The organism is Peptacetobacter sp. AB845 (assembly GCF_047528295.1).
In the GTDB taxonomy this organism is placed as follows: domain Bacteria; phylum Bacillota; class Clostridia; order Peptostreptococcales; family Peptostreptococcaceae; genus Peptacetobacter.
Genome location: NZ_CP180001.1, coordinates 1642902 through 1665117, shown reverse-complemented (window position 1 = coordinate 1665117; position 22216 = coordinate 1642902). Strand labels below are relative to the sequence as shown.

General features: G+C 30.6%; 18 protein-coding genes. 3 read left to right on the top strand and 15 right to left on the bottom strand.

The genetic code is table 11. The features are described 5' to 3' along the window. Window position 1: 1 nt before the first annotated feature. From ACK2WO_RS07845 to ACK2WO_RS07835, 3 genes are all read right to left on the bottom strand, one after another. The gene (locus ACK2WO_RS07845) at window positions 2-772 is read right to left on the bottom strand and encodes an ABC transporter permease (protein ID WP_414697341.1); all 771 of its coding nucleotides are present in this window, start codon (window positions 770-772) and stop codon (window positions 2-4) included. Continuing rightward, window positions 772-1686 (bottom strand): ABC transporter ATP-binding protein, encoded by a 915-nt coding sequence (locus ACK2WO_RS07840; RefSeq protein WP_414697340.1) that lies wholly within the window; start codon window positions 1684-1686, stop codon window positions 772-774. The genes ACK2WO_RS07845 and ACK2WO_RS07840 overlap by 1 nt, the downstream gene beginning before the upstream one ends. A 347-nt stretch (window positions 1687-2033) precedes the next feature. Then, complete coding sequence (locus tag ACK2WO_RS07835) at window positions 2034-2633, bottom strand: TIGR04100 family radical SAM protein (RefSeq protein WP_414697339.1); 600 nt, start codon at window positions 2631-2633, stop codon at window positions 2034-2036. Window positions 2634-2930: 297 nt separating this feature from the next. Between ACK2WO_RS07835 and ACK2WO_RS07830 the strand changes: the two genes are divergently transcribed. Next, a complete protein-coding gene (locus ACK2WO_RS07830; protein ID WP_414697338.1) occupies window positions 2931-4115 on the top strand; it encodes a hypothetical protein in 1185 nt (394 codons plus the stop codon). 174 nt (window positions 4116-4289) lie between these two features. Here the strand turns inward: ACK2WO_RS07830 and ACK2WO_RS07825 are convergent, their stop codons facing one another. From ACK2WO_RS07825 to hydE, 6 genes are all read right to left on the bottom strand, one after another. Continuing rightward, window positions 4290-4820: a TIGR04002 family protein gene (locus ACK2WO_RS07825; protein WP_178411951.1), complete on the bottom strand. Its 531-nt coding sequence runs from the start codon at window positions 4818-4820 to the stop codon at window positions 4290-4292. Between the two features lie 243 nt (window positions 4821-5063). Next, a complete protein-coding gene (locus ACK2WO_RS07820) occupies window positions 5064-6293 on the bottom strand; it encodes a sensor histidine kinase (RefSeq protein ID WP_414697337.1) in 1230 nt (409 codons plus the stop codon). Window positions 6294-6306: 13 nt separating this feature from the next. Next, window positions 6307-6975, bottom strand: a complete 669-nt coding sequence (locus ACK2WO_RS07815) for a response regulator transcription factor (RefSeq protein ID WP_414697336.1) — start codon at window positions 6973-6975, stop codon at window positions 6307-6309. Between the two features lie 327 nt (window positions 6976-7302). Next, a complete protein-coding gene (gene hydF / locus ACK2WO_RS07810) occupies window positions 7303-8598 on the bottom strand; it encodes a [FeFe] hydrogenase H-cluster maturation GTPase HydF (protein ID WP_414697335.1) in 1296 nt (431 codons plus the stop codon). A gap of 117 nt (window positions 8599-8715) precedes the next feature. Then, the gene (gene hydG / locus ACK2WO_RS07805; protein WP_270839394.1) at window positions 8716-10140 is read right to left on the bottom strand and encodes a [FeFe] hydrogenase H-cluster radical SAM maturase HydG; all 1425 of its coding nucleotides are present in this window, start codon (window positions 10138-10140) and stop codon (window positions 8716-8718) included. Window positions 10141-10373: 233 nt separating this feature from the next. Continuing rightward, window positions 10374-11423, bottom strand: a complete 1050-nt coding sequence (gene hydE, locus ACK2WO_RS07800) for a [FeFe] hydrogenase H-cluster radical SAM maturase HydE (RefSeq protein ID WP_414697334.1) — start codon at window positions 11421-11423, stop codon at window positions 10374-10376. A gap of 76 nt (window positions 11424-11499) precedes the next feature. On the opposite strand from hydE, the gene ACK2WO_RS07795 reads away from it, so the two are divergent. Beyond that, complete coding sequence (locus tag ACK2WO_RS07795; RefSeq protein ID WP_006439435.1) at window positions 11500-11745, top strand: TM1266 family iron-only hydrogenase system putative regulator; 246 nt, start codon at window positions 11500-11502, stop codon at window positions 11743-11745. A 934-nt stretch (window positions 11746-12679) separates the two neighbouring features. Here the strand turns inward: ACK2WO_RS07795 and ACK2WO_RS07790 are convergent. Then, the gene (locus tag ACK2WO_RS07790) at window positions 12680-15295 is read right to left on the bottom strand and encodes a heavy metal translocating P-type ATPase (protein WP_414697333.1); all 2616 of its coding nucleotides are present in this window, start codon (window positions 15293-15295) and stop codon (window positions 12680-12682) included. 392 nt (window positions 15296-15687) lie between these two features. On the opposite strand from ACK2WO_RS07790, the gene typA reads away from it, so the two are divergent. After that, on the top strand, window positions 15688-17520 hold the full coding sequence (gene typA / locus ACK2WO_RS07785) for a translational GTPase TypA (RefSeq protein ID WP_414697332.1): 1833 nt from the start codon (window positions 15688-15690) through the stop codon (window positions 17518-17520). Between the two features lie 614 nt (window positions 17521-18134). On the opposite strand, the gene ACK2WO_RS07780 is transcribed toward typA, so the two are convergent. The 5 genes from ACK2WO_RS07780 to ACK2WO_RS07760 form a co-directional block, all read right to left on the bottom strand. Next, window positions 18135-19058, bottom strand: coding sequence for an IS3 family transposase (locus ACK2WO_RS07780; protein WP_414698743.1), 924 nt, complete (start codon window positions 19056-19058; stop codon window positions 18135-18137). A gap of 5 nt (window positions 19059-19063) precedes the next feature. Continuing rightward, window positions 19064-19234: a hypothetical protein gene (locus ACK2WO_RS07775; RefSeq protein WP_158573270.1), complete on the bottom strand. Its 171-nt coding sequence runs from the start codon at window positions 19232-19234 to the stop codon at window positions 19064-19066. After that, window positions 19201-19950, bottom strand: a complete 750-nt coding sequence (locus ACK2WO_RS07770; protein ID WP_414697331.1) for a transposase — start codon at window positions 19948-19950, stop codon at window positions 19201-19203. Before ACK2WO_RS07770 ends, ACK2WO_RS07775 begins: the two co-directional genes overlap by 34 nt. 170 nt (window positions 19951-20120) lie before the next feature. After that, on the bottom strand, window positions 20121-21041 hold the full coding sequence (locus ACK2WO_RS07765) for a TPM domain-containing protein (protein ID WP_414697330.1): 921 nt from the start codon (window positions 21039-21041) through the stop codon (window positions 20121-20123). Between the two features lie 12 nt (window positions 21042-21053). Beyond that, the gene (locus tag ACK2WO_RS07760) at window positions 21054-22142 is read right to left on the bottom strand and encodes a hypothetical protein (RefSeq protein ID WP_414697329.1); all 1089 of its coding nucleotides are present in this window, start codon (window positions 22140-22142) and stop codon (window positions 21054-21056) included. Window positions 22143-22216: the final 74 nt, after the last annotated feature.

The window sequence follows — 22216 nt, the reverse complement described above, 5'->3', positions numbered from 1 at the left end:
TCTACACCTCTTTTCTATTAAAAAACATCAATTCAACAACTATCAAGAATAAGCTAAACACCATAACAATTCCTATTGTCCCCAAATCAAATGGCAATACTTCAAATCCTGTTATTCTTTTCATCCCCATAATCATTCTTGCAGGAATTAAATCCATATAATAATAACTTGGAATAAATACTGCTATATTTCTTGGAAACAACATAGAGATTATTCCCAATAATCCTAAAAGCAGTCCAGAACCAACACCATACACCTGATTTTTTATAGAAATACAAACTAATAAAAATATCGCTATAAGCATTGTATTTACTACGATTACAGCAATTATAGATTGTATCATTAGTGAAACTGGAACAGCTTCAAAGAAGTCAGAGAAATATGTAGCTACAATAAATCCTAAAAACTGTACTACTGTGCATAAAGAAGCTACTATTTCGCAATACACAAATTTTGATAAATATAAATTCGCTCTACTCTGTCTAGTAAGTAAAATCTTTAAAGTTGCTCCTCTATGCTCTATTTCAGACACTTTAGATGCTGTTATTGATAAGAAAATTGGTGAAAGCAGTGCGTTAATCTGTGCTATCGAAGTCAATCCATATAGCCACATATCACTAGGAGATGTTTTCCCTCTAGAATAAAAGTTATTTGATACAGCCATAGTCCAAACTATTGTCACCAAAGTAAACAACAATGCTATCATAAACACCTTTTTCTTTTTCATTTTTTCAAACTCAAGATATGTTCCCTTTAATATATTGACTTTCATTATATCCTCACCTTCTTACCTGTTAAATCAAGGAATATTTCTTCCAAACTTTTTTTAATTAGCTCTATTCTATAAACCTTTAGTCCATTTTCTACAAATATTCGATTTATCTCTGCAATTTTATCATTGCTTAATTTTTCTAACATTAATCTATTATTTTCTACTTTTGAAACTATTTTTCTATCGTTTAATATTTTCTTTGCCAAAGCTAAATCTGAAACATCTATTCTTATCTGCTCTCTTCCTTTTTCTTTTAATACAGATATTTCATCTTCAAAAATTATCTTTCCGTCTTCTATCACAGCAATATCATCGCATATATGCTCTATTTCAGATAATATATGACTAGAAATTATTACTGTCATTCCGTATTTTTCTGGTAACGTCTTTATTAAATTTCTTATTTCTATTATCCCAGCTGGATCTAGTCCATTTATAGGCTCATCTAATATCAATATACTTGGATATGAAATTAGAGCCATTGCAATTCCTAGACGTTGTTTCATTCCCAGAGAGTAATCTTTTACTTTTTTATTTCTACTATCGTAAATATTTACTGTCTTTAAAATATCTGGAATATTTTCATCTGATACATTCATCAAATTCCGCATTATTTTCATATTTTCCATACCTGTTAAGTGCTCGTAGTATGCTGGATTTTCTATAAGAGAACCTACATTGGATAGAATCTTACTTCTATTTTTTTCGTTCATCTCCATTCCCATAATCTCTATACTTCCTCCACTAGGCTTTATAAGTCCTAGTAGCATCTTCATAGTAGTACTTTTCCCAGCTCCATTTGGACCAATAAGACCGTAAATTCTCTTCTCTCTTATATTTAGATTTGCTCCTTTTACACTGTAAAAGTTTTTATATTTTTTATCTAGGTTGTTAGTTTTTATAATGTATTTCATAAAAATCGACCTCTCTTTTATTATTTTCTTTAATTTAATTATATTGTTTAGCAGTTATTGGAAAAATCGATTCACCTTACAGTTTAAATACCTAACCTTACAATTTTGTAACATTGGACTAAATATTAAATTGAACTAAATAAAAAGAGCTTATACTTAGACACCTTTTCAGATTTCTAATATATAAGCTCTTTTTGAAATTTATATTAACTTTTTAATTACAGTGTTTCATAATCTGATATAAGTGGTCTTGTTCTTAAAAACGGTAATTCCCTTTCAAGTAAGACACCATTTCTATTTGGATAATCGTATCCATAGCTTGATTTTATACACTGAGATATAACTTATTACCGTTTATGTCTTACTCTTAATTTAACTCCTAAAGATTCAGCTAATTCCTTAGATTTTTCTATTTCTTCAGGTGTAATCTCGTCAACTACAGAGAATGCTATATTTATTCCACAATCTCTACATTCCTCAGCAAATTTTAACATTGCATCAAAAGACTGTTCTCCAAATTTTGGTCTAGTTACTCTGCAATAACTTTCTTTATCTGGAGCATTTAAACTTATTGATACAGAGTCTATACAATCTTTTATACATTCAGCTGTATTTTTTTCATGAATAAGGTCCCCAAGTCCATTTGTATTTATTCTTGTTTTTATATCTGCTTTAGATTTTATGTATTTTGCTGTTTCTATAAGGTCATCCATTCTCATCATAGGTTCCCCAAATCCACAGAATACTATCTCTTTATAATCACTTAAATTGAATCTTTCTAAATCTGCTTTTATTTCTTCCATTGATGGATCATGGTCTAACCATAAACTATTATTATTTCCAACTGTTTCATGTTCCTCTCTAACACAGAATACGCATCTACAAGGACATTTATTTGTAAGATTTACATAAAGACTGTCTCCTATTGGATAGAATATTGTCATCATAATTTATCACTCCTATTTCATTATTTTAAAAATTATTTAATTATAGAATTAATTTTCATCAATTAATTTTTATAATTATATTATACTATAACTTCTTTAATCCTTTCAGATAATAGTACAGTATTATCTTTTTTATTAAGATTGTACTGGTACAAAATAAATGATTTTTTCATTTCTTATTTTTTCAAATTTCAAAATGTATAGAAATCGTTTACTTTTTGTAATATAATTATTATAATAAGTCTTAAACAATTTATAAAATATGTGTAAGTAAAATAATTTTGGGAGTTGATTACAATGAAATTTAACAAATTCAATGCAAATCAGATTAGGGAAATAAACAAAGGTTTAAGTTCAGGTCTTGATGTTTCTGTTTACAGAGATGAATGCTTCGACAGTGAACAGATGAGAGAAATAAGACTTGGTTTAAAATCTGGTTTAGATGTTTCTATCTATGCTAAACCAAATTTTGATAGCAAAGATATGAAAACAATAAGAGAAGCTCTAGAAAACGGAAATGATATTTCTAAATACGTAGAAGAAGAGTTCTCTCCTCAGGAGCTTTATTGGATATCAAAGGGGCTTAAAGAAGGCTTTGATGTTTCTCTTTATGCAAAGAAAAGTTATGATAGTTACAAAATGGCAGAAATATTTGGAGCTTTAAAATCAGGACTTGATTTATCTCCGTTCGATATAGATGCTTTATCAGAATATCAGTTACAGCAGATTATACTAGGACTTAGAGCTGGTATAGATGTTTCTTCTTATGCTGATCCTTCAAATGAAAATATGTTTGAAGATAGAGTAAAATTAGTTAGAGAATGTGTTGGTAATGCACTTGCTTCAGGCGAAAATGTAACTCAGCAGCAGCTTAATATAATAGCTCATTATAAAAATGATGGACTAGACACTACAGCTTGGGAAAACTATAAATTTGACAGAGATAGATTAGAACAGATAGTAAAAGGTCTTGAAAAAAATGTTGATGTAGATATATTTGCTAAACCTAAATTTTCTAGAGACCAGATGTATGAAATAAGACATGGTTTAATGGAAAATTGCGATGTTTCTGTTTATGCAACTACTGATTTTGATGCAGAACAGATGTGTGAAATAAGAAAAGGTCTTAGAATAGGCCTTGATGTAAAACCTTATGCAACTACTGATTTTGATATGCATCAGATGTACGAAATAAGACAAGCTATAAAAGAAGGTTCTGAAGTTTCTCTTCTTGCAAATCCTGAATTTGATTTCCAGCAGATGAGAGAAATTAGAAAAGGTCTTGCAGAAAAACTTGATGTTTCTCTTTATGCAAATCCTGAATTCTCTGCTAAAAAAATGTACTACCTATACAAAGGTATGAGTGAAGGATTCGACATGAATAAATACACAGATTTCAACGAAGATCAGCTAAAGAGAATAGTTTCTGGTCTTTTCGAAGCTCTAGAAGTATGCAAGAAAAAATACGGAATAGAAGATTAATATAATAGTATATAAATTGAGGCTGTTGCAATTAATGCAATGGCCTTTTTATATTTCAGTTTACACAAGATTATACAAAAAGAAAAACACCTTTTCAGGTGTTTTCCTTAGATCATTTCTTGGGGAGTAGCTGTATTGCAAATTAGCTATTATTATATAAAAAGTGTTTAAACTTTATGCTGCTAATAAATTATATTTTGTTTTTATTTTTGCTTTATCAAATGCAACTCCTACTATTATAAATACTATCGCACTTCCTAAAGGCTGTACAAGGCTTACAAGGCTCATTACAAATGCTGCCTGCATACTTCCTATCATTATTCCTTCTGCTATCATATATAGTACAGTTCCAACTATTCCTGCAATTATTGTAGCTATTATATTTCTTTTGTTTATTATTTTTTCAGTTTTATTAGTAAAGAATAATACCAATATAGGTTTTATTATCATTGTAGGTATTGCCCATATAGCTGCCCCAGTTGCTACATCTGCAAGACCTGCTCCTATTGCCGCAGCTGCCATTGCGTATGGAGTTGGAAGTATAACAGCAGCTAAGTATATAAATGCATCTCCTACATGTACATATCCCCCATTTCCTCCCATTGGTATATGAAGAATATACGCTGTTGCTAAAAATACTAATGCTGCTAGCAATGCTGAAATTGCTATTAATCTTGTTTTATTTTGTGTTTCTACGTTTCTCATTTTTTATCCCCCTTTGTAGAACAATTAATTAAAAAGCAGTACAAATTTAATTTTTTCTATGTTTATATAATAACCTAAGTCATACAATTTTTAAATATATTTGTCTAAATTTCTTTATTATCTATAATTGTATGGTTACATTTAAAAAGACTAGTACAATTATAATTTCTCTCAAATTAAAATAATAAAAAAAGCTACAGCATAGATATATTATACCTATACTATAGCTTTTATTTTTTAGCATTAAGATTCTCTGCTTGTAAATTCTATTGAGAATAATACCGCATTTCCCCTATTTGTCATTTTGTATTCAAAACCATGTTTAGTAAGAATCTGACTTGTTAAATAAAGACCTAGTCCACTTCCTCCAGTTCTTCTTGATCTTGATTTCTCAACTCTAAAGAATGGATTAAATATATTTTTTAGAGATTCGTCAGATATTGTTATTCCAGTATTTTCAACTTCTAATACAGATGGTCTAAATCCTCTCTCAATAAATCTAATATTTATATTTTCTCCTTCTGGAGTATATTTTATAGCGTTATTTATTATATTATACAATGCTTTTGAGAATTTATCCTTATCAGCATTTATTTTTGCATCATCGCTAATTACAACCTTAGTCTTTAAATTTTTCTCGTCGATAAGAAATTCTTGTCTCTTTAGAATAACCTCTACAAGTTCTCTAACATTAAGTGTTGTCGGTTTAAAGGATGCAGACATTATATCTGTCTTTGAAATTTCAATCATTTCATTTACTAAATCTTTAAGCTCTTGAGTAGATGTATATGATTCCTTCAGATATTTATCTCTATCCTTGTATTTTCCAATTTTATATATCATACCCTCAAGTTGACCACTTATTATCGTTATAGGAGTTTTTAATTCATGAGATATTGTAGCTATAAACTCTCGCCTATTTTCCTCTTCTCGTCTTTCTTTTTCAATCATTTCTATCAGTGGCTTTGTTATCGTGTTGGAGTATATGTAGGCCCCTAATATACCAATCATTATCGCTGCAAAAATTGTAAATGGAACTAAATTCCTAAGTACTTTATTTGCCTCATTAATCGGCTGTAGTGGCATAATTATATCTAAAACACAACTTTCATCCATCTCCTTGATATTTACTTCTGTAGACATTCTATATTCGCTATTTAAGTTATTTATTAAATACTTACTGTATTTAAGGAAAACAACTTCATTTTTACCATATATTATATTACCATCTCTGTCTCTAAGCAGTATTGCAAGATTTTGCTCTTTAGACATTCTATAAAGATCTTCTTCAAACCGGCTTATATCTTCACCTTCTGCTGCAGCAACAGCCTGCTTAACAGAATCTTGAAGAGCCTCTATCTTGTATCTATGATAATACTTAGGTAATAGAAAATATAGCATCCCATATATCAAGAGTGCCAACGCAACTAGAAGAGCAGTTGTTATAGAGAATAGTTTATACTTAATATTCATGTTTTGCCAACGCTTATATATTCTTGTCAAGTGTATATCCTATACCTTTTACAGTTTTTATATAAGGAAGAGTTATTTTCTTTCTTATATTTTTAATATGTGCATCTACTATTCTTGTGTCTCCGTAGTAGTCATATCCCCATATACTATCTAATAAACTTTCTCTTGTTATTACCTGTGGGTATTTTTCTATAAGCTCTTTTAATATGTTAAATTCTTTAAGAGTTAACTCTATTACATCTCCATCAATTTCTGCTGAATATGTATCTAAATTTAATTTTAGTTTTTCAAAAGTTATAAAGTTATCGTTTATTGTTTTGTTGCTTCTTCTCAATATAGCTTCTACCCTTTTAACAAGTAGGTTAAATGAGAATGGTTTTGTTATGTAGTCGTCACACTCTATTTCAAATCCTTTTAACTGATCGCTCTCCTGATTTAGAGCTGTAAGGAATATTATAGGTACACTAGATGTTTTTCTTATCATCTTACATACCCCATATCCATCTAGATTTGGCATCATTATATCTAGAATTATAAGGTCATAATTATTTTCCTTAAATTTCTGTATCCCCTCTATTCCATCATTTGCTGCATCCACATTATATCCTTCTGCACTTAAGAATTCTGTTATTAAATCCTGTATGCTTGCATCATCTTCAATTACTAATATAGAAGAATTCATTTTATCCCTCCTTATAAATTCATACTCTATTATATTATATCACACTTTACTCTTTTTAACTTCATTATAATTTCAACGATTTTACTAAATTATACTATTAAAACATTAATTAAGCCTATATTTTTTAAATTTATAAAATAAAATTGTAAAATTTTAGTATCAAAATAAAAAAAGAACTTCTAGTCTAGAATTATAGACCAAAAGTTCAAACATTTTCAGTATATATTAATAAAATAAATCTTATTTAATATTTAATCATTTAGAATTTTAATACTCAATATTTTAGAATAAAATTTTTATAAATAAAAAATAATTTTAAATTTTCAACTAGAAATCTATTTTATCTATTATACCAGCTAAATATGCCATAACTACACCGTAGTTAGTCATAGGTACGTTTTGTTCTTTTGCAGATTCGATTCTAGATAATACATATTTTCTGTTAAACATACAAGCTCCACAATGTATTATCAAATCATATTTACTTAAATCTTTTGGGAAATCTCTTCCGGCTACTATATCAAAAGTAAGGCCTTCTCCAATTTTCTTTCTTAGTCTATTCGGAATTTTTACTCTTCCTATATCTTCTTCAAGTGGAGCATGAGTACATGCCTCTGCTATTAATACTCTTGAAGATTCTGTAAGATTTTCTATTGATTTTACACTTTCCCTGTAGTAATCTATATCTCCTTTAAAATCTGCAAACAGTACAGAAAATGAAGTAAGTCTACTTTCTTTCGGCTTTTTAGCGTATACATCTCCAAATATCTGTGAGTCTGTTATTATTAAATCTGGAGGAGATACAAGCTTTGAAATCATCGACTCCATGGTGTCCGCTGTTGAGCATAGTACTAAGCATTTGTTATCTAGTAAGTCTCTTATTGTCTGAACCTGAGGAAGTATTAATCTTCCCTTTGGTGCCTGTATATCCTGAGGCATAACTAATAAAACAGTATCTCCGTCTTTTACAATTTTTCCAGTTATACTTCTCATAGAATAATCTTCAGGTAAAAGTCTTATTAATTCTTCTCTTATAAGCTCTATTCCTTTTTTATCAACTGCACTAGTTAGTATAGGTTTTATTTTTAAATCATCTTCTAACTTTTTAGAAATAGCATTTAAATCATCTTTTGATATTTTATCAATCTTGTTTATTACAACTAAATATGGAACTTTCGCTTTTTTTAGCTTATTTATCCATTCTTTTTCGATTTCAATATCTAATACTATTTCATTTTCTTTTTCACTTTTCTCATTTTTTATATCGCTATTTAAATTTTTTAATGAGTTTTCACTATTTTTATTTTTTATTATATTCTCATTAGAAAGCACTACAATTGCTATATCTGTCTTATCTACAGCATCAAGAGTTCTTTCCACTCTCATCTGTCCTAATTCACCCTCATCGTCAAATCCAGCTGTATCTATAAATACAACAGGCCCAATTCCATGAAGTTCCATAGATTTGTAGACAGGATCTGTAGTTGTACCTGCAAAATCAGATACTAAAGATATATTTTGACCAGTTATAGCATTTATTAATGAAGATTTTCCGTTGTTTCTTCTTCCATATATTCCAATATGTAGCCTTTCTGCCCTTGGAGTTTCATTAAGTCCAGCCATTTTTTTCTCCTTATTATATGTTTTTATAGATTAATGGTGTGTCAGAAAATACCAACACACCATATCTTTATCTTTAAAATATTTTTACATTTATAATCTTTTCATTATTAAATTTTATTAGAATCTAAAATCTCTCTTTCCTTCATCTATTGCATTTAAGTATTTTATACAAGTTTCTTTAGCTTTTGGATTAGTTATATTTTCTAATTCTCTTTCTATAAGGGCTTTACCTTTCTTTCTAGTATCTTCTGAAGCGTAATCATCTAAGTATTCGTTAAGAGTTAGAAGTGCATTTGGCTGGCAGCAGTTTGCTATCTGACCAGTTTTTGCAAGTGACATAAATCTATCCCCTGTTCTTCCTTCTCTATAGCAAGCAGTACAGAAACTTGGTATAAATCCGCCATCTAATAACCAATTAACAACCTGATCTAATGTTCTTGTATCGCTTACATCAAACTGAGCTGAGTTATCTTCTTCTGGTTCTGGCTCTGCATATCCACCAACACTTGTTTTAGATCCTCCACTTATCTGAGATACACCTAATTCAAGAACTTTTTCTCTTGATTTCTGAGATTCTCTTGTAGATATTATCATTCCTGTATAAGGAACAGCTATTCTTATTACAGCAACTATTTTGTGGAATATTTCATCAGATATAGCATTTGAGAAATCATCAGTGTCTATATCATCAGCTGGACAGATTCTTGGAACACTTATTGTATGTGGTCCTACTCCCTGAGCTGCTTCAAGATGTTCTGCGTGCATTAAAAGACCTACAAAGTCGTATCTGTACATTTCAAGTCCAAATAGTACACCTATACCAACATCATCTATTCCACCTTCCATAGCTCTATCCATTGCTTCTGTGTGGTAGCAGTAGTCGTGTTTTGGGCCAGTTGGATGAAGTAGTTCGTAGTTTGCTTTATTGTATGTTTCCTGGAATAATATATAAGTTCCTATACCAGCTTCTTTTAATTTTCTGTAGTTTTCAACAGTTGTAGCTGCTATATTTACATTTACTCTTCTTATATCTCCATTTTTGTGTTTTATTCCGTAGATAGTTTTTATACTTTCTAATACATATTCTATTGGGTTGTTTACTGGGTCTTCACCTGTTTCAAGTGCTAGACGTTTGTGTCCCATATCCTGAAGTGCTATAACTTCTTTTTTAATTTCTTCCTGAGTTAATTTTTTTCTAGCTATGTGTTTATTTTTTAGGTGATATGGACAGTATACGCATCCATTTACACAGTAGTTAGATAAATATAAAGGAGCGAACATTACTATTCTGTTTCCGTATATTTTCTGTTTTATTTCTTTTGCTAGGCCAAACATTTTTTCATTTAAATCCTGCTGGTCACATTCTAAAAGAAGAGCTGCTTCTCTATGAGTTAAACCTTTGCAGTCTTTAGCTCTTTCTATTATAGATTCGATTAATTCTCTATTACTCTTATTAGCCTTTGCATATTCTATACTTTCAAGAATTTCTTCGTGATTTATAAATTCTTCTGCTTTTAGTGATTTTGGATCGTATTTGTACATTTTAAAGTCCCCCATTCGTAATTTAATTGCAAAATTAATTTCCTATTTTTTAATTTATTTATATTAATTTAAATTTATTATATTAAGCTAAGAATTTTAATCTTAGCTAATAATCGTTTTCTCATTAACTAGAAATTTTTTCTATCTAATATCACTTCTAATTAATTTAATATTTATTATTTTTAATATTTATTATTTAAACCATTTTTTATTTCTTCTTATCTTATTTTAATCTATTTATCTTTCAAAGCTATGCAATCTCCTCTATCTTCTACTATTTCGTAGCCGATTTTTCTCATAGATTCCTTTAGCTTATTTAATCCTTCTGCTGCCTCTTCTCCATCGCTTAACTTGTCATTGTAAAGCATGTATTTTTTTCTATCCTCTTTTGGAGATAGATTAGGCATAATTACATTTGCACCTGCTAATATTCCTTTTTCTCTACCCTGAGGACTTATTGTCCCAAGTGCAGTTGTTGCAGGTATTAGAGCTTTTGGACAGAGTAATCTCAAAATAGAAATCAGCCTTAAAGTCATCTCCATTGTTCCACTTTCAAAGTCTTTAAATGGTGTATCCTTATGTGGTATAAATGGCCCTATTCCAATCATTTCAGGATTTAATTCCTTGATGAAAAGTAAATCCTCTGCTATATTTTCAAGTGTCTGATATGGAGATCCAACCATTATTCCTGTTCCTGTTTGGTATCCAAGAGCCTTCAAATCTCTCAAACATCTCTTTCTATTTTCAGGATCCAGTTCAACCGGATGCAACTTGTTGTAATGAGTATTGTCAAATGTTTCATGTCTTAAAAGATACCTATCTGCTCCAGCTTCCTTCATTTTTCTGTAGCTTTCAGTACTTCTTTCTCCTAAAGAAAGAGTAACTGCACAATCTGGATATCTTTCCTTTATACTAGAAACAATATCGCATACAACCTCGTCCTTGAAAAACGCATCTTCTCCGCCCTGCATAACAAATGTTCTAAATCCTAGTTCATATCCATTTTCGCAGCAACTTAAAATCTGCTCCTTTGAAAGTCTGTATCTCTGGGCATTCTTATTACTTCTTCTAATGCCACAATAATAGCAATCATTCTTACAATAATTTGATATTTCTATCAAACCTCTTATAAAAACTCTCTTACCGTAAATATCATCTCTGATACACTTTGCCCTTTCTGTAAGGTAATCTATATCATCTTTTTCAGAAATTGCCAAAAGCCTTACAAATTCTTCCTTTGAAAGAATCTGATTCTTCTCTAGTTTATCTATTAGGTTTTTCATTTGAATTCCTTTCGCTATTGACTATAAACTTTTAAAAATATAAAATCTAATTAATGAAATCTGAGGAGGTGCCTTTATGGAAACAAGAATAGCACTTATAGGGATAATTGTTGAAGATTTAAAAGCGTCTGATGCACTGAATAAGACACTACATGACTTTGCTCCCTATATTGTCGGAAGAATGGGAGTCCCATATCCTAAAAAGGAAGTAAGTATCATTAGTGTTATAATTGATGCGCCTTCCGATGTGATAAGCTCACTATCTGGAAAACTAGGTATGATAAAAGGACTAAACGTAAAAGTTCAGTACTCTAAAAAATAAAACTGATTCAAAAATAGCATGATATAAAATCAATATTCAGTCTATTTTTAACAATCGTTTATAAATTTTAATACTCTTTGATAAAAATCCCTGTATAACCTGGACTAAAAAAGCCAAATAATATGGGGATAATTTTATGTGCAAACATCGCCTTTCAACTCGGGAACAACACCCTCACTGTCAGCTCGATTTCATTTTAAGTATAACATTTGAATTTAGAATTTTCAATATTAATAAATACTTTACTTTGACTATTTAAAAATTAATATTTATTCATTTCTAACTTAAAATACTATATATTATTTAAACCCATATTAAAAAACTATTAATTAATACCTTTCCTAATTCAATACTCACTAAAGTTTTAAAAAGTATCAAAATTTATAATAATTTTATAATAAAAATGTATCAACTTTTCTAATTACATCCTTTTTATCCCCTATCCTATCCAATAAGCACTAAGATTAAAAACTATTAAAGCTATAAAAAGGATGGTATTAAAATTTTCTAAAAAATCTCGTCTTATTAAAATATCCTATTCAATAAGCACTAAGATTTTAAAAAGTATTAAAATTTATAAAAATAAGTTTCAAATTTTCTGAGTATATATTTTTTACTTTCTTTAAAAAAGAAGATTTTATTCTGGATAGAAATAAAGGTATCGTAAAATTTTTCAAATAAATATCTATTTTAGAACGAAAAAATAATAATAAATTTTCATTCGACAATCTGGAGACGCTTCACAACTTTTAAATGTATTACTATAACATTGTGAAGCGTCGAAGCCTGGAGAATAAAATTATTATTATTTTAAGTTCTCGCTCAAAATAGAGATTTATAGAAAAATTTAAGATACCTGTTTTTTATATCAGAAAAAATCTTCTTTTCCCTAAAGCAATAAAAAATGCCTCAGAAAATCTGAGACATCCTTTTTTTATAATTTTATAGTTTTTAATCTTAATGCGTTTGACACTACTGATACTGAGCTTAAACTCATCGCCGCAGCCCCTATCATTGGATTTAGTAGTGGTCCACCAAAGATATACAATAACCCAGCTGCAACTGGAATACCAACAGTATTATATCCAAACGCCCAGAATAAATTCTGCTTAATATTCTTTATAGTTTCTCTACTTAATCTAATAGCCTTAGGAACATCTAAAATACTATTTCTCATAAGTACAATATCTGCTGATTCAATAGCTATATCAGTACCATTTCCTATCGCTATACCTATATCTGCCTTTGCAAGTGCTGGAGCATCATTTATACCATCTCCAACCATAGCGACAAATTTTCCTTCTTTCTGAAGATTTTCTATAACCTTAGCCTTTTCTTCAGGAAGAACATCAGAAACAACTGTATCTATTCCAACATTTTTAGCTATAGCTTCAGCAGTTTTCGCATTATCTCCAGTTAACATAACAGTTTTAATGTTCATCTCGTGAAGTTTTTCTATAGCCTCTCTACTAGTTTCCTTAACAACATCAGCAACACCTATCACAGCCTGTAATTTACCGTTTATAGCTATATACATAGGTGTTTTTCCCTGACTAGATAGAGTAGTTGCTTTTTCTTCTGCATCTTTTAACTCTACATTTTCACTATCAATTAATTTCTTGTTACCTATCGCAACATTATTTCCATTAATCATAGCTTTTATACCTTTTCCAGGTATATTTTCAAAATTCTTAGTTTCAAATATTTTTAACTCTTTTTCTTCTACATGTCTTACAATTGCTTCTCCTAGAGGATGTTCAGAAACTTTCTCTGCAGATGCTGCAAATCCTAAAACATCGTCTTTTTCAAAATCAGATCCATCTAAAAGTATTAAATCTGTAACCTCAGGTTTTCCTTCTGTAATCGTACCTGTCTTATCAAATACAACAGTGTCTATTTTATATGCTGATTCAAGAGAATCCCCACCTTTTATAAGTATTCCGTTTTCAGCTCCTTTTCCTGTACCTGCCATTATCGCTGTAGGTGTTGCAAGACCTAATGCACAAGGACAAGCTATAACAAGAACTGATACAAATATTGTCAAACAGAACACTAAATCTTTTCCACCTACAAAGTACCATAAAAGAGCTGACACTATTGCAACTGTCATAACTGCAGGTACAAAATAACCTGCTACAGTATCTGCTAACTTAGCTATTGGAGCTTTTCTTGACTGTGCATCCTCAACTAATCTAATTATCTGAGATAATACTGTATTTTCTCCAGTTTTTTCGATTCTTATCTTTATAAATCCATTCTTATTTAAAGAAGCTCCTGTTACATAATCGCCTTCTTTTTTAGCAACTGGAACACTTTCGCCAGTAATCATCGACTCATCAACATAAGTTGTTCCATAAACTACAGTACCATCTGAAGGTATTTTTTCACCAGGTTTTACAATTACTATATCTCCTTTTTTAATAGTGTCTATATGAACTTCCTTTTCTCCGTCCTCTGTTTCTATTATCGCAGTGTTAGGCTGAAGTCCTATTAATTTTTTTATAGCTTCTGAAGTTTTTCCCTTTGACTTAGTTTCAAAGTATTTACCTAAAGATACAAGTGCGATTATTATCCCAGCACTTTCAAAGTATAGCTGGTGGTGATGTGCATGGTCTACAGTCCCGGTTGCTATCTGGAAAGTAGTGTATAAACTATATACAAATGAAGCTGCTGTTCCAAGTGCAACAAGTGTATCCATATTAGGTGATCCTGAAAGTATTGCTTTAGTTCCGTTTATGTAGAAGTGTTTTCCAATTATCATTATTGGAACAACTAAAACAATCTGAATTAATGCATAGTTTAATAAGTTCGTATCAGGACTTATTATGTCTGGCAGTGGCCAAGGTCCAAGCGGTGAAGGTATCATAGGCCCCATTGCAACATAAAATAATGGTATGGCTAGACACATTGTAATCACAAATTTTACAAACATATCGTGAATTTCTTTCTCTTTGCTAAGTCTTCTTTCCTCATCTGTCTGAGCTACAAATCCACTACTTTCTACTTCTTTTTCTGTAACAGATTCAACATCTTCAAATTCTGAATCTTTCCCCACGCTTATATCTTCTATCTCTGCTTTATCTATTATTGGAGTGAATCCCTTTGATTTTACTGCATTTGCGAAATCTTCTATTCCAACTAATTCAGGATTATACTTTACAAATGCTTTTTCTGTCGCTATATTTACGCTAGCTTCTTCTACTCCCTCTAATTTTTTTAGAGCTTTTTCAGAACCCATTGCACATGCTGCACAATGCATTCCGTCTATTCTAAATGTTATCTCTTTTAAATTAGAAGTTTCTTCAACTTTTTCTACCTTTTCTAAATCTTTTTTATCTATTATTGGAGTAAACCCTTTTGATTTTACTGCATTTGCAAAATCCTCTATCCCAACTTTATCCGTATCATATTTTACAAATGCTTTCTCTGTCGCTATATTTACACTAGCTTCCTCTACTCCTTCTAATTTTTTTATTGCCTTTTCAGCTCCCATTGCACATGCTGCGCAATGCATTCCATCTATTCTAAATGTAATTTCTCTTATACTCATACTCTCCTCCTCTTTCTAAACTAACTTACAATATCATTATACCCCTATAGGGTATAAATTTAAACATATTTTTTATCATTTATAATTAATTTACTTCAACCAATATATTTAATCAAAATATATTCTAGTTACATTATAAATAAATCTTCTAACTTTTCATAATTTTTTATAATGATTCTTCATAAATATTTTATACTAGTTTTTACAAAAGTTGTGCTATAATGTACTATAATTTAAAGAGATGAATGAAATCGCACATTGGTATAATAAAGATATAAAAAAATTCTCTTTGAAAATGGTTTCAAGAAAAAAATACCATTTGAATTCCTTGTGTGACTTTCATGATTGTGATATACTTGTTAAGTTATGATATAAAGAAGGGAGCTAAACTTATGGCAAAGCATAAAATTATAAATATAGCCGTTATCGCCCATGTCGATGCTGGTAAATCAACTCTAGTTGATGCTTTTCTTTCTCAGAGCGGAATATTTAGAGCAAATGAAGAAGTAAGAGAGCGTGTAATGGATAGTAACGACTTAGAACAGGAAAGGGGTATAACAATATATTCTAAAAACTGTTCAATAAACTACGGAGACTACAAAATAAACATAGTAGATACTCCAGGACACTCTGACTTCTCTTCAGAAGTTGAACGTGTTATGAAAACTGTTGATACAGTTATACTTCTTGTTGATGCAAGTGAAGGACCAATGCCTCAGACAAGATTCGTTTTACAGAAATCACTTGAATGTGGTTTAAAACCAATATTATTTATAAACAAAATAGACAAAAAAGACCAGAGAGCTGAAGAAGTCGTTGATGAGGTATTCGACTTATTCGTTGACCTTAACGCAACTGATGAGCAGTGTGAATTCCCTATAATATACGGAATAGCTAAACAGGGAATAGCTAAATTAGATATGGAAGAAGAAAGTGAAGACTTATCTCCTCTATTCAAAACTATAATAGATCACGTTGAAGCTTATCCTAATTATGATGATGAGCCATTACAGCTTCAGATATCTTCTCTAGCTTACGATGACTATATAGGAAGACTTGGTATAGGTAGAGTTTACAAAGGTAAAGTACAGCCAGGACAGAATGTATGCATATGTGGTGAAGCTGAAGAGCCAAGAAAAGGTAGAATAGGTAAACTTACTGTATATGAAGGTTTAAAACAGGTTGAAACTGAAGAAGCTGGAAGTGGTGAAATAGTTGTTATATCTGGTATACCTGATATATCAATAGGTGAAACTATCTGCTACCCAGATAATCCACAGCCAATAGAAATGATAAGCATAGAAGAACCAACACTTTCTATGAACTTCCTAGTAAATGATTCTCCATTTGCTGGTAAGAGCGGTAAATTCGTTACAACTAGACATTTAAAAGATAGATTAGAAAAAGAACTTGAAGTTAACGTTGGGTTAAAAGTTGAACCACTTGATACTACTGACGGATACAAAGTTTCTGGACGTGGAGAACTTCATCTTTCTATATTAATAGAAAACATGAGACGTGAAGGATACGAACTAGGGGTATCTAAACCAGAAGTTTTAATGCACAGAGATGAAAATGGTACTCTTCTTGAACCAATGGAAAGAGTTATCGTAAACTGCCCAGAAGTTTATTCTGGTACAATAATAAATGAATTAAACCAGAGAAAAGGTATGATGGAATCAATGGAAATGGAAGGAGATTATGTAAAAATAGAATTCATAGCTCCTACTAGAGGTCTACTTGGTTACAGAAGTGAATTCATAAACGTTACTAGAGGTGAAGGTACTCTTGTAAGATCATTTGAAAGATTTGAAGAACACAAAGGTGAAATACCTGGAAGAAGTAATGGTGTTCTAATATCTCAGGGACCTGGAACAACTATGGGTTATGCACTTAATGCTTTAAGTGAAAGAGCTACTATGTTCGTTGACCCAGGTGTTGAAGTTTACGAAGGTATGATAATCGGTATGAACTCAAGAAAAGACGATATGACTGTTAACCCATGTAAGAATAAGAAACAGTCAAATGTCCGTGCTTCTGGTTCAGATGATGCTATCAAACTTGCTCCTCCAAGAATATTCACTCTTGAAGAAGCTCTTGAATTTATAGATGAGGACGAATTAGTTGAAATAACTCCAGACGCTATAAGATTAAGAAAAAGATACCTAAACGAACACGAAAGACTACAGTACAACAAAGCTAGACAGGCTGCAAAAAATAAATAAAGATTAATATGGATGTCACAGATTTTCTGTGGCATCTTTTTTATTTCATCAAAAGAGCTGAGGATATTATATTTCACTCCAGGCTTCGACGATTTCTCTCGTCTAGTTCGAACTCTGTTCGAAACTAAAGACGAAATCGTCTCCAGATTGTCGTTGAAATATAAATATCCTCAGCTCCTCTTTAATACACTAAATAGAAAAAATATGTCACTAGAAAATCAATCGACATACCACATTATTATTTTATTTATTTTTGAAATAATAAAATAAAAAAGCTATTTTGAATTACCGATTAGCTAATTATAATTCATTCATATTTTGTTTAATTATAAAATATTTTGATTTTATCTCTTATAAAGTTTTTACATAATATATGTTAATTTTATAGCTATTCTATCAATTTTTTTCATTTTTATTTTACAGAGTTAAATATTATAATTAAAGTAAGGACAGTTTTATTATTCGATGATCCATATATTATGAAAATATCCCGACAACAATGCTTCCTTGTTACCGGGATATTTTTATGTTTATATATCTTTTCCATTAGCGGATAAGAATTTATTAATTGTTGCAATTTATTTATACAGTTATACTTTTGTAGGTAGCATATATTAATTTGCAACGACTATCTGCAAACGCTGAGGGGGTCCCAATTTGTTGAACTTTGCAGCTGAAAGGCGAAGCCTATACTCAATAGGACTCATCCAACCAAGCTTCGCTTTAATTCTTTTCTCATTATAATATTTTATATAATTTTCAATAGCCAATTTGAGTTCGTTATAGCCATTATATACATATCCATAATAAATTTCTTGTTTCAATATACCAAAAAAGTTCTCCATAACAGCATTATCAAGGCAGTTTCCTTTTCTGGACATACTTTGAAAAATTCGTTCTTCTTTTAACTTATTTCTATATAAATGCATCTGATATGCCCAACCTTGATCTGAGTGAAATGTTCTTCTATACTTACAATCGGATGTCACTTCTATAGCTTTATTTAGAGCAGACATTACATTATTTGCAGTTGGTCTTTCGGATATACTAAAACTTAATATTTCACTATTATACATATCCATAAACGCATCAAGATAGAGTTTTTTTACTATAGCTTCGCCATTTTTTCCTTTTTCATAATACTTAAACTCTGAAGTATCAGTTGCTATCTTTTGATGAGGAACACTTGTATAAAATTTCTGTCTAAATCTATTCTTTGCAGTTTTACCTACATTACCTTTATATGAGTTATATTTACGACTTTTTCTTGAAAAGGATTTTACCTGTAGACCTAATTTTTTTACTATTCTATGTACTTTTTTTATGTTAACAACCATAGTTTTTCTAAGTTCCCGATGTATACGTTTATATCCATAGTCTTTATGCTGAGTTCTAATTTCTAATATTAACTGTTCTATTTCCTGGTCTTTATTTTTTCTGTTAAATCTCTTTTGCCAATACATATATGTTGATTTTGGAAAATTGATAGCAGCAAGAATATCTTTTAATTTAAATAATCCTCGGAGATTATATACTATTCTTGCTATTTCTTCGGAAGTTGCTTTTCTTCTTCCAGATATAATCTCCTCTTTGCTTTTAAAAATTCATTCTGTATTCTTAGTTTAAGATTTTCTGCTTCGAGTTCTTCGATTCTTTTTAACGTTTTTTCATCTATATTATCTAACTTTCTTTTTTCACTTTTGGATTTAGCCATTCTTTATCATCCTTTCTTTTTACCTTCGGTTTTAAGGCACTAGTCCCATGCCTTAGATACTTTATTACCCATAATCTTATTGTTGATCTATCGCTCATATTTAGATAGTCAGCTAGGCTTTGATATGAAAAATTACCTTCTAAGTATAACTTTACCACACGCATTTTATATTCAAAAGAATAATTTCCTCTTTTAGGAGCTATTTTTGAATAGTCTCCGACTTTTCTAACGTAATCCATGTACCATTTAGATATGTCAGAACGAGAAGGAATATCATATTTTTTCATTAATACCTTACATCTACATTCTTCATTTATATATTCCTTAAGAACCATTTGTTTAAACTCCTTTGAAAAAGTTCTTTTTTTAGGTCGAAGACATAACGATTCATCTCCGATTTCATTTATGAACTGATTGAACCAATTAGATAGTGTACCTTTTTTTAAATCATATTTTACTTCTATTTCCTTTTGCATACATCCAGAAACAATATATTCCTGAATAATTTTCAATTTAAATGTAGTTGTATACTTACTTTTAGTCTTCGACTTTTTTATTAATGCTAAGTCCTTTGAGTTATTTTTATATTTTTCAATCCATTTGAAAACACTGCTTTGTGATACACAATACTTTTTCGAAAGTTCACTTTGCGTAATTTCAGTATCGAAATATTCACTTGCAATTTTATTCTTGAAATCTTCGCTATATTTAGGCATAAAAAATACTCCAATCATTAGATTTTTAAGTCCAACAAATTGGAGTACCTACACGCCTCGCATCTTTTAAATGTGTTACATAAACGTGCGAGGCGTTGAAGCCAGGAGTGCAAATAATAATGCTAACTACAAAAGTATGGAGTTTAAAATATATGCAACAATAATCATTTCTAAAAGCTTCCACTTGATCCACCGTAGTCGCTTCCTCCTCCACCGCCACTGCTAAAATCATTACTATTATTTTCATTTTTAGGTCTCATTGTTCTAGTTACTGTTCTGTAAAGGAATATATCCTGACTTTTAACAAGTTTCATATCCATTAGATAATCATCTGCTCTGCTTTCACTTTTAACACTTTTTAGCTGAGATTTATACATCATCATTATAACTAATGAAATTGCACATCCAATAACAATTGATAAAGGTATCCAAACTTCATTGTTTATTCCTTTTTCCTCTTCAACTATATTTTCATCTATAGGATAGCTTTCATCATCAACATACTCCTCTTCTCCATAAGGATCTCCTAAAACATACATTGCACTGAGTTCTCTAGCATTATTTGCAAAATTTTCAAATGCAGAATAGTAATCGTCCTCTGCTAAATATGGAAGGAATTCCCCAGATAGAAAATCAAGTCCTTCTTCGTTAAATGCTTCCTTTGCAGAACCATGAGTACTCATCGCCCATTCTCTGTCCTCAGTAGCAACTAAAAGAAGTATCCCATCTCTATTTTCACCTTTTCCAAATTTATTCTGCTCAAATAAATCATTTGCAAATTCTTGTGCAGTTTTTCCGTCTAAATAATCTACTGTAACAACACCTACGTCTATATTATTTTCATCGCTTATTTGTGCCAATTTAGATTTTAATGATTCTAATTCCTCTGTAGTCAAAACATCTGCACTATCTACAGCATACTCCATATCTCCATCCGCAAAAGATTTTTCAATAGTTTTTAAATTAAAAAATACAGAGCAGAAAATCATACTAAATGCTAAAAATATTGAAAATACTACTTTTGTAAAATTATTTTTGTCTAAATTACTTATTAAACTTTTAAAATTATTATTTTTATATGAGGCTTTCAACTTCTTCACCTCCTAAAGCATATTTATAGCAAAAGCAGCTGCATAAACAACTAAAGTCGCTATAATTGCGTATATCGCAAAAAATTTAAAGAATTTCTTATTATCCATAGGCAAATTTCCTACAAATTTTCCTGTTTGCGCATTCATAACAAATGTGTATTTTTCGTCGTTCCAACTAGTTGTAAGCATCCAAACAGGGTAAAGTGCATACTTTGCAGAACCATTTTTAAGCCTTACAGAATTGTACTCTGGGATAACTGTAGCATAAAATCCATCAACAGTTGAAGCAAGTGCCTCAACTGACGAATTCTTTATCCTATCATTCGCTCTACTAACGCTATCATCCTCTGTTACATCATATCTATCAGCCAGATACCCAGCAAGATAAGCAGTCTCAAAATCAACAGCCTCACTTATATCAAATGGCTCTATAGATTCCATAAGCTCATCTGCTATTTTTGAAGATCCATCTACAGGAACATTTCTAAACTTCATATCACCGCTTCTAACTATAGAATAATGGCTCGTTTCTGTATAATCATAATCTCCGTCAGACCAAAAATGCACCCTAGTCGCCTTGTATCTCGCATCAGCTTCAGCATCTGCATCAAAAATCCAAAATGGAACATACATACCTTTTATCTCATCAATATGATTCTCTTCCTTAAAAGGTTCTGGTACAAGCTTTTTACTATTAACGTGCTCTTTTAATTTCTGTTTTGCATATTTCTTATCTAACTTGAAAGGTATAACAAGGTCTGGCTTTAAATCTCCAGCAAGCCTCCCCGTCAAAATCACAGGACTTCCACAGAACGGACAGCTAGTAGCTGCTGTGTTTTCATCTGTCACTAACTCCCCTCCACATGAATTACAAGTGTATACGTTCATAGTGGCTTTTTCACCGTCGTTCCACTCTTGCCCTGCATGAGTCTCCCAACTCATATCATCTGAAACATCTTCATTTTTTATATCTACATAAGCTTTTATATCGTCTATATCAAATACTGTATCACAGTATGGACATTTTAATTTTTGCTTAGAACTGTCAAACTCTATGCTACCACCACAGTTGGGGCATTTAAATTCTTGAACATTAGGCATAGAACCACCTCTCTATCTTTTTGAATTATTTGAGTATATCTTTTTAATCTTTATATCTTAGTAATATAATTATT

What these genes read in the sequence shown, in the direction of transcription:
- ACK2WO_RS07845 (WP_414697341.1), bottom strand. Translation starts at nt 772, where the DNA reads ATGAAAGTCAATATATTAAAGGGAACATATCTTGAGTTTGAAAAAATG.
- ACK2WO_RS07840 (WP_414697340.1), bottom strand. Translation starts at nt 1,686, where the DNA reads ATGAAATACATTATAAAAACTAACAACCTAGATAAAAAATATAAAAAC.
- ACK2WO_RS07835 (WP_414697339.1), bottom strand. Translation starts at nt 2,633, where the DNA reads ATGATGACAATATTCTATCCAATAGGAGACAGTCTTTATGTAAATCTT.
- ACK2WO_RS07830 (WP_414697338.1), top strand. Translation starts at nt 2,931, where the DNA reads ATGAAATTTAACAAATTCAATGCAAATCAGATTAGGGAAATAAACAAA.
- ACK2WO_RS07825 (WP_178411951.1), bottom strand. Translation starts at nt 4,820, where the DNA reads ATGAGAAACGTAGAAACACAAAATAAAACAAGATTAATAGCAATTTCA.
- ACK2WO_RS07820 (WP_414697337.1), bottom strand. Translation starts at nt 6,293, where the DNA reads ATGAATATTAAGTATAAACTATTCTCTATAACAACTGCTCTTCTAGTT.
- ACK2WO_RS07815 (WP_414697336.1), bottom strand. Translation starts at nt 6,975, where the DNA reads ATGAATTCTTCTATATTAGTAATTGAAGATGATGCAAGCATACAGGAT.
- hydF (WP_414697335.1), bottom strand. Translation starts at nt 8,598, where the DNA reads ATGGCTGGACTTAATGAAACTCCAAGGGCAGAAAGGCTACATATTGGA.
- hydG (WP_270839394.1), bottom strand. Translation starts at nt 10,140, where the DNA reads ATGTACAAATACGATCCAAAATCACTAAAAGCAGAAGAATTTATAAAT.
- hydE (WP_414697334.1), bottom strand. Translation starts at nt 11,423, where the DNA reads ATGAAAAACCTAATAGATAAACTAGAGAAGAATCAGATTCTTTCAAAG.
- ACK2WO_RS07795 (WP_006439435.1), top strand. Translation starts at nt 11,500, where the DNA reads ATGGAAACAAGAATAGCACTTATAGGGATAATTGTTGAAGATTTAAAA.
- ACK2WO_RS07790 (WP_414697333.1), bottom strand. Translation starts at nt 15,295, where the DNA reads ATGAGTATAAGAGAAATTACATTTAGAATAGATGGAATGCATTGCGCA.
- typA (WP_414697332.1), top strand. Translation starts at nt 15,688, where the DNA reads ATGGCAAAGCATAAAATTATAAATATAGCCGTTATCGCCCATGTCGAT.
- ACK2WO_RS07775 (WP_158573270.1), bottom strand. Translation starts at nt 19,234, where the DNA reads ATGGCTAAATCCAAAAGTGAAAAAAGAAAGTTAGATAATATAGATGAA.
- ACK2WO_RS07770 (WP_414697331.1), bottom strand. Translation starts at nt 19,950, where the DNA reads ATGCCTAAATATAGCGAAGATTTCAAGAATAAAATTGCAAGTGAATAT.
- ACK2WO_RS07760 (WP_414697329.1), bottom strand. Translation starts at nt 22,142, where the DNA reads ATGCCTAATGTTCAAGAATTTAAATGCCCCAACTGTGGTGGTAGCATA.